Origin of the sequence: Corynebacterium sp. c8Ua_99, assembly GCF_039907185.1 — a bacterium.
Taxonomy (GTDB): Bacteria; Actinomycetota; Actinomycetes; order Mycobacteriales; family Mycobacteriaceae; genus Corynebacterium; species Corynebacterium jeikeium_D.
This window is the reverse complement of record NZ_JASBOG010000007.1, coordinates 68,556-82,655: the sequence shown is the minus strand read 5'-3', so window position 1 is coordinate 82,655 and position 14,100 is coordinate 68,556. Positions and strand designations below refer to the sequence as shown.

Annotated in this window: 12 protein-coding genes; 7 read left to right on the top strand and 5 right to left on the bottom strand. The window is 59.9% G+C overall.

Annotated features, from left to right (window positions below; all coding sequences use genetic code 11):
* Window positions 1–10 precede the first annotated feature (10 nt).
* The 3 genes from QKE19_RS05795 to QKE19_RS05785 all read left to right on the top strand — a co-directional run bounded on the left by QKE19_RS05795 (window position 11) and on the right by QKE19_RS05785 (window position 4,642).
* Entirely contained in the window at window positions 11–2,044 is a 2,034-nt protein-coding gene (locus QKE19_RS05795; RefSeq protein ID WP_070429111.1) for a M13-type metalloendopeptidase, read from the top strand.
* A gap of 259 nt (window positions 2,045–2,303) precedes the next feature.
* Window positions 2,304–3,305 carry a sugar-binding transcriptional regulator gene (locus QKE19_RS05790; RefSeq protein WP_049172610.1) on the top strand — a complete coding sequence of 334 codons (1,002 nt, stop codon included), beginning with the start codon at window positions 2,304–2,306 and terminating at the stop codon, window positions 3,303–3,305.
* A 143-nt stretch (window positions 3,306–3,448) separates the two neighbouring features.
* Window positions 3,449–4,642, top strand: a complete 1,194-nt coding sequence (locus QKE19_RS05785) for a YihY/virulence factor BrkB family protein (RefSeq protein WP_347890564.1) — start codon at window positions 3,449–3,451, stop codon at window positions 4,640–4,642.
* A gap of 31 nt (window positions 4,643–4,673) precedes the next feature.
* Here the strand turns inward: QKE19_RS05785 and QKE19_RS05780 are convergent, their stop codons facing one another.
* Both QKE19_RS05780 and QKE19_RS05775 read right to left on the bottom strand, forming a co-directional pair.
* The gene (locus tag QKE19_RS05780) at window positions 4,674–5,891 is read right to left on the bottom strand and encodes a nucleoside transporter C-terminal domain-containing protein (RefSeq protein ID WP_016421816.1); all 1,218 of its coding nucleotides are present in this window, start codon (window positions 5,889–5,891) and stop codon (window positions 4,674–4,676) included.
* 45 nt (window positions 5,892–5,936) lie between these two features.
* Entirely contained in the window at window positions 5,937–6,356 is a 420-nt protein-coding gene (locus QKE19_RS05775) for a cytidine deaminase (protein ID WP_272715506.1), read from the bottom strand.
* 169 nt (window positions 6,357–6,525) lie between these two features.
* Between QKE19_RS05775 and QKE19_RS05770 the strand changes: the two genes are divergently transcribed.
* The 4 genes from QKE19_RS05770 (at window position 6,526) to QKE19_RS05755 (ending at window position 11,459) form a co-directional block, all read left to right on the top strand.
* Window positions 6,526–7,812: a thymidine phosphorylase gene (locus QKE19_RS05770; protein ID WP_016421814.1), complete on the top strand. Its 1,287-nt coding sequence runs from the start codon at window positions 6,526–6,528 to the stop codon at window positions 7,810–7,812.
* 105 nt (window positions 7,813–7,917) lie between these two features.
* Window positions 7,918–8,568 (top strand): deoxyribose-phosphate aldolase, encoded by a 651-nt coding sequence (gene deoC / locus QKE19_RS05765; protein ID WP_016421813.1) that lies wholly within the window; start codon window positions 7,918–7,920, stop codon window positions 8,566–8,568.
* Window positions 8,569–8,578: 10 nt separating this feature from the next.
* Window positions 8,579–10,342 carry a phospho-sugar mutase gene (locus QKE19_RS05760; RefSeq protein ID WP_284807352.1) on the top strand — a complete coding sequence of 588 codons (1,764 nt, stop codon included), beginning with the start codon at window positions 8,579–8,581 and terminating at the stop codon, window positions 10,340–10,342.
* Window positions 10,343–10,985: 643 nt separating this feature from the next.
* Window positions 10,986–11,459 carry a hypothetical protein gene (locus QKE19_RS05755; RefSeq protein WP_231367165.1) on the top strand — a complete coding sequence of 158 codons (474 nt, stop codon included), beginning with the start codon at window positions 10,986–10,988 and terminating at the stop codon, window positions 11,457–11,459.
* A 56-nt stretch (window positions 11,460–11,515) separates the two neighbouring features.
* On the opposite strand, the gene QKE19_RS05750 is transcribed toward QKE19_RS05755, so the two are convergent.
* Genes QKE19_RS05750 through QKE19_RS05740 form a run of 3 tightly spaced genes read right to left on the bottom strand, consistent with a single transcriptional unit; the run spans window position 11,516 to window position 14,098 of the window.
* Complete coding sequence (locus tag QKE19_RS05750) at window positions 11,516–12,202, bottom strand: biliverdin-producing heme oxygenase (RefSeq protein ID WP_016421810.1); 687 nt, start codon at window positions 12,200–12,202, stop codon at window positions 11,516–11,518.
* Complete coding sequence (locus QKE19_RS05745) at window positions 12,195–13,019, bottom strand: heme ABC transporter ATP-binding protein (RefSeq protein ID WP_016421809.1); 825 nt, start codon at window positions 13,017–13,019, stop codon at window positions 12,195–12,197. Before QKE19_RS05745 ends, QKE19_RS05750 begins: the two co-directional genes overlap by 8 nt.
* A complete protein-coding gene (locus QKE19_RS05740; RefSeq protein WP_016421808.1) occupies window positions 13,019–14,098 on the bottom strand; it encodes an iron ABC transporter permease in 1,080 nt (359 codons plus the stop codon). The genes QKE19_RS05745 and QKE19_RS05740 overlap by 1 nt, the downstream gene beginning before the upstream one ends.
* Window positions 14,099–14,100 lie beyond the last annotated feature (2 nt).

Genomic DNA, 14,100 nt, shown 5'->3' with positions numbered 1-14,100 from the left:
GACTGGCGGCATGACAAATAGCACTAATACTGAGACCCAGTCCGCAACGTCCCAATTCTCAACAACTCCTCGCCCGCAGGACGACCTCTACTTGGCCACCAACGGTGGGTGGATTAGCAATCACGTCATCCCGGCTGACCGCCCCATCGATGGCGCCTTTTACAAGCTGCGGGATGAGGCGGAGGAAAACGTCCGCGAGCTCATCACCACTGCCGCCGATGCGGATCCGAATTCCCGCGTCGCTCGCTTGTACAACTCTTTTATGGACGAAGCCGCTATTAATAACGCCGGCGCAGCTCCTCTCGCGCAGGATCTAGAAATGATTGCCTCCGCCGAGAACGCGCATGAGCTGGCGTTGGCGCTCGGCCGCCTCGACCGCCTCGGTGTCGGTGGTGCGCTCGGGTACTGGGTAGAGAAGGATTCCGGCTCGGACCTGGATGCTCTCTATCTGTTGCAGTCGGGCCTCGGCCTCCCGGATGAGGCTTACTACCGCGAGCCTGGTCACGCCGACACCCTCGCTGCCTATGAGCAGCATGTTGCCGCTATGTTGAAGCTTCTCTCCTCGCATGACGACGGCGCGGGGAACCTCTCCACCGCGCTTGCTGCATTCGAGTTGGTGGACCCGGCCGCTGCGGCGGCGCGCATCGTGGCTTTTGAAAAGCGTATTGCCGCTGGTCACTGGAATGTGGTCGATACCCGCGATGCACTGAAGACCTATAACAAGACGGCCATTTCTGACCTCCCCACCGGCTTCCCGGTCGCGGAGTGGCTCGCGGCCACCGGTGTCAATGAGACGAACCAGACTGCCATCGACACCATCGTGGTGATGATGCCGTCGTACTTCGAGCACTTGAGCAAGTTGTGGCAGGACACTGACCTGGCAGATCTGCGCCTGTGGGCACTGTGGCGCGTCCTCCACCAGCGCGCCGCCTACCTGTCGGATGACTTCTCTGCGGAGAGCTTTAACTTCTACGGCCGCACCCTGCAGGGTTCGACCGAGCAGCGTGCACGCTGGAAGCGTGGTGTTGCCTTTGCGGACGGGGCGGTTGGACATGACGTCGGCAAGCTGTATGCGGAAAAGCACTTCCCTCCGGAGTACAAGGAGCAGGTCCTGGAACTGGTGGACTACCTGCTGGCGGCGTACCGGGAGCGAATTTCGAAGCTGCCGTGGATGACGAAGGCGACACAGGAGCGGGCGCTGGAGAAGCTGTCGCTGTTTAAGGCCAAGATTGGCTACCCGGAGCGTTGGCGTGATTACTCGGCGATGGAGCTCGGGGATTCACTGATGGACAATGCTCGCGCTGCCAGCGCTTTTGCGCATGATTATGAGGTGGCAAAGCTGGGAACCCCGGCCAATCGTGATGAGTGGCATGGCACTCCGCAGACGGTCAATGCCTTCTACAATCCGGTGGTCAATGACATCACGTTCCCGGCTGCGATTTTGCAGTCGCCGTTCTTCTCACCGGACGCTTCCCCGGCGGAGAACTTCGGTGGCATCGGTGCGGTTATTGGTCACGAGATTGGTCATGGTTTTGATGACCAGGGCTCGCAGTATGACGGTCACGGCAACCTTCACCAGTGGTGGACCGATGAGGATCGCGCAGCTTTTGAGAAGCTGACCTCCGCACTGGTGGACCAGTACGAGGGCCTGGTTCCGCAGGCTCTGCGCGAGCAGGCCGAGGAGGGCGCTGACCTGCCCGGTGTCAACGGTCGCTTCACCCTGGGAGAGAACATCGGTGACTTGGGCGGGCTTGGTATTGCTGTCGTCGCTTTCCGCCGTTTCCTCGCTGCCCGCGGAAAGGAACTCGGGTTGGAGGACACCCCCGAGACCTACCGTGACCTGTTCAAGCAGTGGGCACTGGTCTGGCGTTCCAAGATTCGTCCGGAGTTTGCACGTCAGCTGCTTGCCATTGACCCGCACTCGCCGGCGGAGTTCCGCTGCAACGTCATTGCCAGCAACATCGATGAGTTCCATGAGGCCTTCGGCACTTCAGCGGGGGACGGCATGTGGCGTGAGCCGAATGAGCGCGTGAATATCTGGTAATTCTGCGGGAACCCAACCTGCGCTGCCTTATCCTCCGATGCTTTCCGGGCTCTCCGATGCCTTCCGCAGCCTCCGGGGACAGCAAACGCCTCACCGTTTACTACAAATGCAAAAGCTGACTTTTTGTTTTTGCAAACGTAGAACTAAAATCACAGGTGAGGCGCACGCTTTCCCGATGACCAAGTCGGGCAGGGTCCCAATCAAGCGAGGTTCCTGTTACAAGTGCGCTTACTAAGTGCTCTTGCTGGAGGAGGCCGCTGTGGACACCCGCGACATCCAAGCACTCACCGCCGTCAAGCTCTATTACGGCGAGGGGCTCACACAGTCTCAGGTTGCAACCGAACTCGGGGTTTCCCGCCCAACGGTCTCTAAACTGCTCAACCTTGGCCGTGAGCGCGGTTACGTGCGCATTGAAATCCACGACCCGCGCGAGGAAGCCTCAGAGACCGCGACGCAGATGCGGGATCGCTACCAGCTCAACGATGTGCGCCTGGCGCAACCGGCACGCGCTGGCAACGCGGTCTTGCTCCGCGAGTTGGGGCGTGTGGGCGCCGAGCTTCTCGACGAGCTGGTGGTCGACGGTACCCTTCTCGGTGTTTCGTGGGGTAAGACCATGTACTCCGTATCCACGCAACTGAAGTCCAAGGATGTCTCGGGCGTGGAAATTGTGCAGCTCAAGGGCGGAATGAGTCATTCCGATAAGTCGACGAATGACATCCGCACTATTGGCGGGTTCTGCCACGCTTTCCATGCCTATGCCCGCACATTGCCGCTGCCGGTGATTTTCGATTCGGTCGAGACCAAGCGCATCGTGGAACAGGATCGGTTCATCGCCAGCGTATTGGCGCTTGGCCGGACGGTGGACATTGCCGTTTTCACTGTCGGCGCAGTCGACCATGATTCACTGGCCTTGAACTTGGGGCAGCTGTCGGCAACCGAAAAGGACTTACTCGTGGAGCGCGCAGTGGGCGATGCCTGCTCACGCTTCTACCGCCCGGACGGTGGCATTGCGCTGCCAGAGGTCGATGCCCGCACGGTAGGTATCAGCCTCTCTGACCTGCGCCGGATCCCCACTCGGGTACTTGTGGCCGGTGGCGCACACAAGGCCGAGGCTATCGATGTGGCCCTTCGAACAAAGTTGGCCACTCACTTGGTCATTGACGATGCCACCGCCGAGCGCCTACTTTCGCTCGACTCATCGGACTCACCGGGCTCGCCAGACTCACCCACTAGCTCCACCCCTCCCTCTGCCACGGATTAGCTGTCTCGGGACGCATCAGTACAAAGAACTGACACCCGGGCCCGAGAAGCGTCTCTGCCCTCTTCGACCGATAGACTTAAGCGAGCGCAGATGTCCGCATATATGTTGCAGCCGCTGTCCGGTCGGAGAGGACGATTCTTTAGGTGTCACCAGCACAGCAGATCAAGCACACACTCCAGACCTACGAGTCGGCGGACGCATCTTTTGCTCAGTCCGCGAAGAAGTTGCCACCCGTGGGGTGGAAAGGAGCGCTCTACGCTCTCAAGCGTGCGGGTATCGAGTTTTTCTTGGAGCTCGGTTTCGACGCCGCCGCGAAGTTGACTTACTACACGGTGCTAACCTTCGCACCCGCACTGCTTGCGATTTACTCAATTGCCACGCTGATGTTGGCCGGTTACACCGATGACCTCAACCGACTGACCGAGGATTTCATCCGCAGCTACATTCCAGCTGAGTATGCCGAACCGATTCGCAATGTCATCTCAACGATTATCGGCTCCGCCACGGGCGGTCTCGTCGCACTGACTATCGGTATTGTCTTTGCGCTGATTTCGTCGTCGGCCTACACGCGCGCATTTTCGCGCACGGGTAACTCCATCTATGGCGTTTCCGAAGGCCGCACGCTTATTCGCTACCACCTGCTCATGGTCGCCATTACGCTATTGCTGCTCATTGGCACGGTGGTACTGCTCATTGCGATTGTTGTCAATGACCAGCTAGTTATCACCATCGTCGAACCGGTTGCCCGCCCGTTGGGTATTGAATCGACCACGCGACAGGTCATTGACTTCTGCATCTCCGTCTGGAGTTGGCTGCGCTGGCCGGTCATTATCGTCATGTCGATGATTCTGATTGGCTCGCTGTACTACTTCACACCGAATGTGCGCATGCGCAAATTCCGCTGGCTCAGTACCGGTTCGGCACTGGCAATTATCAGCTCGCTGGGTATTGGCAAGGCATTGCAGCTTTACCTGTTCAACTTTGCGGCTTCAAACCCCTACGGCGCCATGGGTGCCGTCATTGCTCTCATGACTGCACTTTGGGGCATTAATGTCGTCGTGGTCTTCGGCTTCAAGCTGGATGCCGAGGTTGAGAGGATGCGCCAACTGCGCGCCGGCCTGCCCGCAGAGCGATACATCCAGCTTCCACCCCGAGCTACCGCGGCCGCCGAGGGCGAGCAGAAAATCCATCAGAATCTAGAAAAGCAGGCGGCCGAATTCCGAACTGAGGAACCCGACCGCCTGGATAAAATGCCAGCAGAAGCAACTGAAGATTTTTCCTCGCAGCCCGCTGCTGAGACTGACCCTGCTACCGATCCGTTCCAGAAGATCGACTAGCAGGGCCAGTAACTAACCACACAGCACCTAGCTATAGCGCAATCACACCCACAATTGCAGCGTTGAGCAGGTTGGTGCACAGGCCCGCAATCAGCGCCAGCGGACCGTTCTTGGCAATCTCACCGCGACGTTCCGGCGATAGCGCACCGAAGGAACCGATCTGAATTGCAATGGAAGACAGGTTGGCGAAGCCAGCCAGGGCGAAGGTCGCCAGCATGATGGACTTCGGATCCAGCGAGTCGACGTGCTCCGAGAACGAGGTGTAGCCGACGAACTCGTTCAGAATCGTCTTCTCACCAATGAAGCTACCGACCAGCCCTGCGTTCTCCCACGGCACACCAATCAGCCAGGCAATCGGCGCGAAGACCAGGCCGAACAGCCCCTCCAGCGACCAGTTTTCCTGACCGAACCAGCCGCCGATGCCGCCAATCATCGCCGACAGCATCGCAATCACAGCGATGAACGCAATCAACAAACATGCCACAACCACAGCGATACGACCGCCGGCCAACGCACCCGCCCCGAGCGCGTCAATGACGTTCTTCGACTCAGTGTCGCGGACATCCTTCACCGACGCATCCAGATCGGATTCCTCCGTCTCCGGCCAGAAAGTCTTCGCAATCAGCAGCGAGCCCGGCGCGTTCATTACCGATGCCGCCAGCAGGTACTCCAACGGCGCACCGAGCAGGGAGTAACCGATCAAGGTCGATCCGGCCACCGACGCAAAACCGCCCGACATACATGCGAACAGCTCCGACTTGGTCAGTTTCGGAATATACGGCTTAACGACGAGCGGAGCCTCCGACTGCCCGAGGAAAATCACCGTGGAAGCGAAGACGGACTCCACCTTCGAGGTTCCCATAATGAACTTCAGTGCGGACCCGACATATTCAACGAAGTACTGCACTACCCGCAGGTAGTAGAGGGCGCCGAGGACCGCGCCCAGGAAGATAATCACTGGCAGCACGTTGAGCACGAAGACGAAGTTTTTACCCGTGCCGTCGAAAAGATTACCGAAGACAAACGAGGTGCCCTCATTTGTAAAGTCGATCATCTTCTCAATGGCACCGGCCACGCTCTTCAACGCCTGGAAGCCGGGTTCCCACTTCAGCACTACCAGCGCGAACACCGCTTGCAGCAGCAGGCCAACGCCGAGTGTGCGCCAGTTAATGGCTTTCCTGTTCTTTGAGATAGCAATGGCAAATCCGATGACGAGGATGATGCCCAGTAAGCCTTGCAGTCTATCCATGACTAAGGTCTTCTTTCTTGATAAAAGAGGCTGTGGTGATGATGCCTACAGGTCCTCGGGACCAAAGGCGTAAGGGAGAATTTTTTCAAAGTCAATGCTGGCCGGAGCGCCTAAACCACCATTTTCCGGGCGCTTGGATTCCACAATGACACGCTTGCACCCAAATTCGTGCAGGACCTGCCGACAGGCACCACAGGGGTGGCACGGTGCCGCCTTTCGCCCGACAATGGCACAGGCCGCAATCTTATGGTTGCCGCCATGCTCCGCGACCATGCGGAATACGGCTGTGCGCTCTGCGCAGTTGGTCAACCCATAGGACGCGTTTTCCACGTTGCAGCCTGTGACCACCGTACCGTCGTCAAGCAGAAGTGCGGCACCAACCGGAAAACCTGAATAGGGAACGTACGAGTTTTCCGTGGCGGCGTAGGCCTTAGCCAGCAGTTCTTCGTCTGAGATGTGGGACATTGTGCTCTCCCTCCCCGAGCCTGTTCGAGGTGTTTATGCAAACATACTTATGTGGGTACAAATGGAAAGTTAACTGTTGACATTTGTTCTAGTGCTGATGATAATCGGAATCAGCAGAGTTCACAAGACCAATATCGCTAAGCACAATCGCCTATAAAAGGAGCGAACAATGGCTGAAAAGTTCGATGTAGTTGACGTCATCAAGGTAAAGCGTGATGGCGGTGAACTCAGTCCGGAAGAGATTTCCTGGGTCATTGACGCCTACACTCGCGGCGTCGTGGGCGATGAACAGATGGCGGCGCTGAACATGGCCATCTTCATCCGCGGCATGAATCGTCGCGAAATTGTGGATTGGACTCAGGCGATGATTGACTCGGGCGAGACCATGAGCTTCGCATCGCTGAGCAAGCCCACCACGGACAAACACTCCACCGGTGGTGTCGGTGACAAGATCACGCTGCCGCTGGGCCCACTGGTGTCCTCCTACGGCGTGGCCGTCCCGCAGCTGTCCGGCCGCGGCCTCGGCCACACCGGCGGCACCCTGGACAAGCTGGAATCCATTCCGGGCTGGCAGGCTGATGTTCCGAATGACCGTTTGATGCAGATCCTGGAGGATTCCGGCGCGGTCGTCGCAGCAGCCGGTGCGGGCCTGGCACCTGCGGATAAGAAGATTTACGCGCTGCGTGACATCACCTCGACGGTGGACTGCATTCCACTGATTGCCTCGTCGATCATGTCCAAGAAGATTGCGGAGGGCACCTCCAGCTTGGTGCTGGATGTCAAGGTCGGCTCGGGCGCCTTCATGAAGGATCTGAATCAGGCCCGCGAACTGGCCCGCACCATGGTTGACCTGGGCAACGATGCGGGCGTGAATACCCGCGCACTGTTAACGGACATGTCCACTCCGCTGGGCCTGACCATCGGCAACGCCCTCGAGGTCCGCGAATCGGTGGAGGTTCTCGCTGGCGGTGGCCCCGCGGACGTCGTGGAGCTGACCTGTGAGCTGGCCCGAAACATGCTGGAGCTGGCCGGCGTACACGATGCTGACGTGGAGCAGGCTCTGAAGGACGGCCGCGCAATGGATTCGTGGAAGAAGATGATCCGCGCTCAGGGCGGCGATCCGGATGCCGCGTTGCCGGTGGCACCTCACACGCACGATGTGGTTGCGCAGGCTGACGGTTACCTGACCAAGCTGGATGCACTGGCTCTCGGCGTTGGTTCCTGGCGCTTGGGCGCGGGACGTGCTCGTAAGGATGATCCGGTGCAGGCCACCGCCGGTATTGAGATTTTCGCCAAGCCGGGAGACAAGGTGGTCAAGGGTCAGAAGCTGCTCACGCTGCACACTGAAACTCCGGATAAGTTCGAGCGCGCTCTCGAGTCCATCGAGCCGGGCATTGAAATCGGCGACACCGCGCCGACAGCCGAGCGCGAGATTATCCTCGATCGCGTGTCCTAGAAAATTTCTGACGGGCTCGCGCCGGCGCCACTTCCCCGCCCCGAGCCCGCCATCTCCCTACTTTGACGCTCTCTCCCAAATTTCCGAAAGGACTTGATTTCTCCCATGACTTCCCGCGCTGATGTTGCCAAGATGATTGACCACACCCTGCTCAAGCCAGAAGCCACCTCTGACCAGGTCAAGGCTCTTATCGCCGAGGCCGCCAAGCTCGGCACCTACTCCATCTGCATCTCCCCCTCGCAGCTCCCAGTCGAGGTGCCTGAGGGCCTGCACATCGCCACTGTCGTAGGCTTCCCCTCCGGTGCGGTGAAGGCCGAGGTCAAAGCCACCGAGGCCGCCCGCGCCGTGGTCGATGGTGCCGAAGAGATTGACATGGTCATCAACATCGCCTTCGCCAAGGAGCACCGCTTCGACGACCTTGAGGCCGAAATCAAGACTGTTCGCGATGCCATTCCGGGCAAGGTTCTGAAGGTCATCATCGAGTCGGCCGCCCTGACCGATGAGGAAATCATCGCAGCTTGCAAGGCCTCCGAGTCCGCAGGCGCAGACTTCGTCAAGACCTCCACAGGTTTCCACCCAGCTGGCGGCGCTTCCGCTCACGCCGTGAAACTCATGCGCGAAACCGTGGGCGACCGCCTTGGAGTCAAAGCCTCTGGCGGTATCCGCGATGCCGCTGCCGCTGAGGAAATGATCGCCGCTGGCGCCTCTCGCCTGGGCCTTTCTTCCTCCGCCGCTGTCCTCGACGGTCTGAAGTAGGCTAACCCCGATGCTCTCCGAACAGCTACAAGCCACCATCACCGATTGGATCGCCCACGATCCGGACTCGGCCACCGCCGCTGAGCTCTCCTCGCTTTACGACGAAGCCAAGGCCGCCAACCCCGATGCGATTGCCGAGCTGGAAAGCCGTTTCGCCGGGCCACTCGAATTCGGCACTGCAGGTCTTCGCGGTGTCGTTGCCGCTGGTCAGTCTCGCATGAACCGTGCCACGGTCATCCGTGCCACCGCTGGCCTGGTTGCGCATCTGAAGAACATTGTGGGCGACGACTTCACCGTGGTCATTGGTTGCGATGCCCGCCACGGCTCCGCCGATTTTCACCGCGATGCCGCCGCGGTTGTCGCCGCAGCCGGTGGCAAGGCCCTGGCTCTGCCACAGCAGCTGCCCACACCGGTGACCGCCTTTGCCGTGCGCCACCTCAATGCCGATGCCGGCATCATGGTCACGGCCAGCCACAATCCACCGAAGGACAACGGCTACAAGGTTTACCTCGGTGGCCGCGCGGTGGAGTCGGATTCCCGCCGAGGCGTCCAAATCATCGCGCCCCATGACAAGCAAATTGCGGACGCCATCGCCGCTGCTCCACCGGCTGATGAGGTCCCGCGTGACTTCGATGCCGTCGAGCAGGTTGGTCCTGAACTACTGGACGCCTATGTGAAACGGGCGGCTGCGCTCGCAACGACGTCGTCAAGCGAAGAGAAGCAGGCAGCGAAGATTGTTCTCACCCCGATGCATGGTGTCGGTGGCGAGACCATCGTGCGCACACTGAACGCGGCAGGTTTCTCGAATGTCAGCGTGGTCGAAAAGCAGTTCGCGCCGGATCCGGAGTTCCCGACGGTATCGTTCCCGAACCCGGAGGAAGCCGGCGCGCTGGATCTTGCGTTTGAGCTGGCACGTGCCGAAGACGCGGATGTCATCATCGCGGCTGACCCGGATGCGGACCGCTGCTCGGTAGCTATTCCGGACAGCGGCGTCGATGGCGGCTGGCGACAGCTCTCCGGCGACGACATCGGTGCGTTTCTGGGTGAAGTCATCGCTGCGGATGCCGAGGCCCGTGGGATTGCGACCGTGACCAATGATGAGGGCGCAGAGTTTCCGGCCACAATGGCTAACTCGATTGTGTCCTCACGCCTGCTGGGCAAGATTGCCGCAGGTCACGGACTGAATTATCGCGCTACACTGACCGGCTTTAAGTGGATTGCTGGTGTGGACGGGCTCGTCTTCGGCTACGAGGAGGCCATTGGCTACTGCACTGACCCGGCAGTCGTGCGAGACAAGGACGGCGTATCTGCGGCGGTGCGTGTCGCCGACGCGGTGGCGCGACTGAAGGGCCAGGGTCTTGGCATCCAGGACCTTCTGGATGATGTCGCCCGTGCCCATGGTCTCTACAAGACCGCACCGTTGACCTTCCGTGTCGAGGACCGCTCGCTGATCACCAAGGGCATGGACACTCTGCGCGCCAACCCGCCTGCACAACTGGCTGGTTCGAAGGTCACGCAGGTCACGGACATGAATGATGGCCTAGACATGGTCGATGCCAAGGGCGAGAGCTATCACATCCCTCCTACCGACGGCATTCTCATCCTCACCGAGGCCAACGACCGCGTCATTGCCCGGCCTTCCGGCACGGAACCGAAGCTGAAGTGCTACCTGGAAGTCGTGCTGCCGGTCGCTTCGTCCGCGATTCCACACGTGGCCGCGGCCGAGCGGCTCGACCAGATTAAGGCCGAGCTCAAGGAAATCCTGGGGATGTAGCCACTAAGCAGCTACCAGCTACCAGCTACACCTCGCAACAAACTGGGGTGCGCATGAACGAAACGGCCGAAAAATGGCCGTGGGGTTTCACGCGCGCCCCAGTTTCACATATGCAGCCCGGAGTCTTGGACCGGCTCATGAGTTACTGACTAGGTTTATGACAAAAACAAGCAGAAATTAGTGCCGAAACTGACATAAACTTAGGCAGTTTCTCGATGGTCACAACCTCATTTGAAGCTCACCACCTCATTTCGGGTCTAGCTAAACCCGTCCTTGCCGCATTTTGCGGACGACATGCGTCTCCTAACATGCTTTACAGTTTTCCCAGTAATACAATAAAAGCCGTTAACCGTGTCCCCAGGGGATGGAGCACCATTCGCTACGCGGGTTGGGCTCATCACAGGGGGAACACTTCCTCCTCGTGATTGGTACGTCCAGCATGTCGCATAACGAGTTCCCCAGCTCAGACCCCAACTACAATTCGAATCCTTCCACCGGTTCTTTCGGCCCCGTGTACCCGAACCAGGCACCTCAACCCCAACCACAACCACAGCCCCAGCCCCAATTCGCTGCGCAGCCGGCACCAACTTTCGCTTACGCAGCCCCGGCGTATCCGCAGCAAAGATCAGGTACTTCCGGCGCAATGATTGCGCTCATTTCAGTGCTGGTCGTGGTCCTGCTGGGCCTGGTTGGCGCGGTACTTTATGTCACCCTGAGTAAAGATGACTCGGTAACTGCGGCCGACACACAGACGGCTGCCACTACACAGGCCGCTGCCGATACTTCGAGCCAGCCCAACCCACCGGTCACACAGACTGAGACCGTGGTTGTTCAAGATTCGAGTGGCTCATCCGGTAATTCGGGCTCGTCTCGCTCATCGGGCCTGGCTGGCGGCAACCTCTCCAGCGCATGGAAGGGCACGTCCTCAACGAGCGATCCGTTCGTTCGAAATGTACACAGCGCCTACGTCCGCTATCGCAATTCCACTGGTGCGGAATCCGGCACCATCACGGCCTACAGCCCAACGACTGGCCTGACCTACAACATGTGGTGCCGTCCTGCTGGCGGCAACATCAAGTGCACGGGCGGCCGTAACGCAGTGGTGTACATCGGCTAACGCATACCGCCCACCGCCACAGTCGCAACACTCCAGTCCGCGCCCTCCGCCGCAACCTACGCCACTGCGTCGTCCAGACCACCAGCTAGGTCATGGAAGATCGCTCGGTTGAGACGAAATGCCTTCTTCGCCTCGTCGACCACGGCATCTTTATCGGCATCCGAAATGCCCAGCTCAGACAGACTCCGTCGGTAGCCGTCGCGGTAGGGCTTAATTTTTCCGATAGCGGAGAAGTCATAGAATCGGGTTCCCTCCGCACCGATGCCGTAGTGCTTGGCCAGCATGGACGCAATCACCTGGCCACCAGAAAGATCGCCCAGGTAGCGAACGTAATGGTGTGCCAATGCGGCGTTGGCGTTGCCGTTGCTTTCGATTTCACGAAGCTCGGCCACGTAGTTCTTTGTCGCCTCCACTGGCGAGATCTTTTCCCGCCAGTCAGGCCCCACCAAATGCTCAAGGTCGGCCGCCAGAGCCTCCAGGCGCTCCAGCTGCGCATCGTAGACCGCGCTGACCTGCGGCGATTCCGCAGTGGATCGCACTGCCTGCTCCAACGCTTCGTACACAAAGTAGAGCTGACCAGTTAGATCGATGGCCGCCTGCGCATTCAGTTCACCCGCAAGCAGCCTCGACATGAAGTCGGAGTTCTCCGCTTCACTGTGGACACCCGCAGTCTCCACTTTGAGTCGCTCTGCCAAGGGCTGAGCAGCCAGCTTGTCATCCTTTTTAATCGTGTTTTCAACCATGATTTTCTTCTTTCTCTGCGAGGTTCGGAGACTGGGGTGAGAGGTTTTTGTCCGCGCGTTGAGGTACCAGCACTGGGTTGCCCGCGGAGTCCTGAAGCACTTCCACACCGATGCCGTAGACTTCGCTGACGGTCTGTGCATCCAGGGTTTCCGCAGGCGGGCCTTGCTTTACGACGCGCCCCTGCGCCACCACCACAACGTGATTGGCATACGCCGCTGCGGCGGACAAATCGTGCAGGACTACAACCACGGCTTTGCCCGCCGCCGCGCGGGCGCGCATCATTCCCATGATTTTTTCGGCGTGGTGGAGGTCCAGAGCCGCGGTCGGTTCGTCGAGAAGTACGACGGGAGTGTCCTGGTAGAACACGCGCGCGCTGTGGACGCGGGCGCGCTCGCCGCCGGAGAGGGTCGGGACTTCCCGGTCAAGGAGGTGCGCGACGTCGCATTCAGTGATGACTTCCGCGAGCAGCTCCTCGTTCGGGCAGCCCCAGGGGTTGCGTCCGAAGTCGATGACCTCGCGGCTGGTGAATGGCACGGACAGTTCTTGGCTCTGCACCAGGACAGCGCGGTAGCGGGCCAGGTCGGCGATGGAGAGCTCGGCAATGGAGTGCTCGCCGATCCGGACGTCGCCGCCGCTGAGCTCATGGTCGCCGGAAAGCGCTGCGAGCAGTGTCGACTTTCCGGCACCATTCGGGCCGACCAGCGCGGTGACTTTTCCGGGCTCGGCGACCACGGAAACATCGTTGAGGATGCGGTGACCATCCAGGGTGATGCTGACATTTTCGGCAGAAATTCCCAGGCCAGAGTGGATTTCCATTAGTGCACCGCCCTCTTCGAACGCAGGAGCAGCCAGAAGAACAGCGGGCCACCGACAATCGAGGTGAGCATTCCCAGCGGCAGGTCCGCACCGGTAATCATGGTGCGGGCCGCGAGGTCGGCCAGCGTTGTGGCCAGCGCCCCGCCGAGGATGCATGCGGGAATCAGCGTGCGATGCGCTGGCCCCAGCAGCAGTCGTGCAGCGTGCGGCACGACCAGGCCGATGAAGACGATGATGCCGGAAAATGCCACTCCAGCCGCCACGACCAGAGACGTGCCGAAAATAATGGCGCGACGCAGCGTAACGACGTTAATACCCAGGTGGCGGGCTTGCGCTTCACCAAGACTCAGAATGTCCAGCTTGCGGTAGCTGACCCACATGGCAATTACGGCCGGAACTGTCACCAGCGTAATGATGACAACCTGCGTCCAGGTGGCGCTGGCAAACGAGCCCATCTGCCAGAACACAATGCGGTCGCGGGCAGCCGTGGAGGCTACGAATGTCAGGAGCGAAACCAGACCACCACAGATGGAGTTCACAGCCACACCGACCAGAATGATTCGAGCGATATCGCGGCCACCGTGCGCATTGGCGGCCACAATAGCCGTGGCTACCGCGCCACCAATAAAAGCTGAGACCGCAATGGCCCAGCTGCTGGCGAAGACACTCAACACTCCGCCGAGCACTCCGGAAAGCCCGGCGGCGGTGCCCAAAACTGTGGCGGTGGCAGCGCCGACCGCGGCGCCGGAGGAAACGCCGATGAGGCCGGGTTCGGCAAGCGGGTTGCCGAACACCGCTTGCAGCGCCACACCTGCGAGGGCTAGTCCCGCACCAACGAGGCAGGCCAGCGCGATGCGCGGCAATCGCACTTGCCACAGCACGGTGTCGATGGGCTCTGGCGCGTCACCGAGACCGCCATTGAACACTAGCCTCACCATTGAGCTCAGTGATTCGCCGATGGTGGCGCCGAACTGCCCCACGGAGGCCGACCAACCTATTGCCAGCACAAGCGCTAGGGCGAGCCCAATGAAAACGGCCGCCTGTCTGAACGGACTAGTTTTGTTCGCGGTTGTCTGCATTG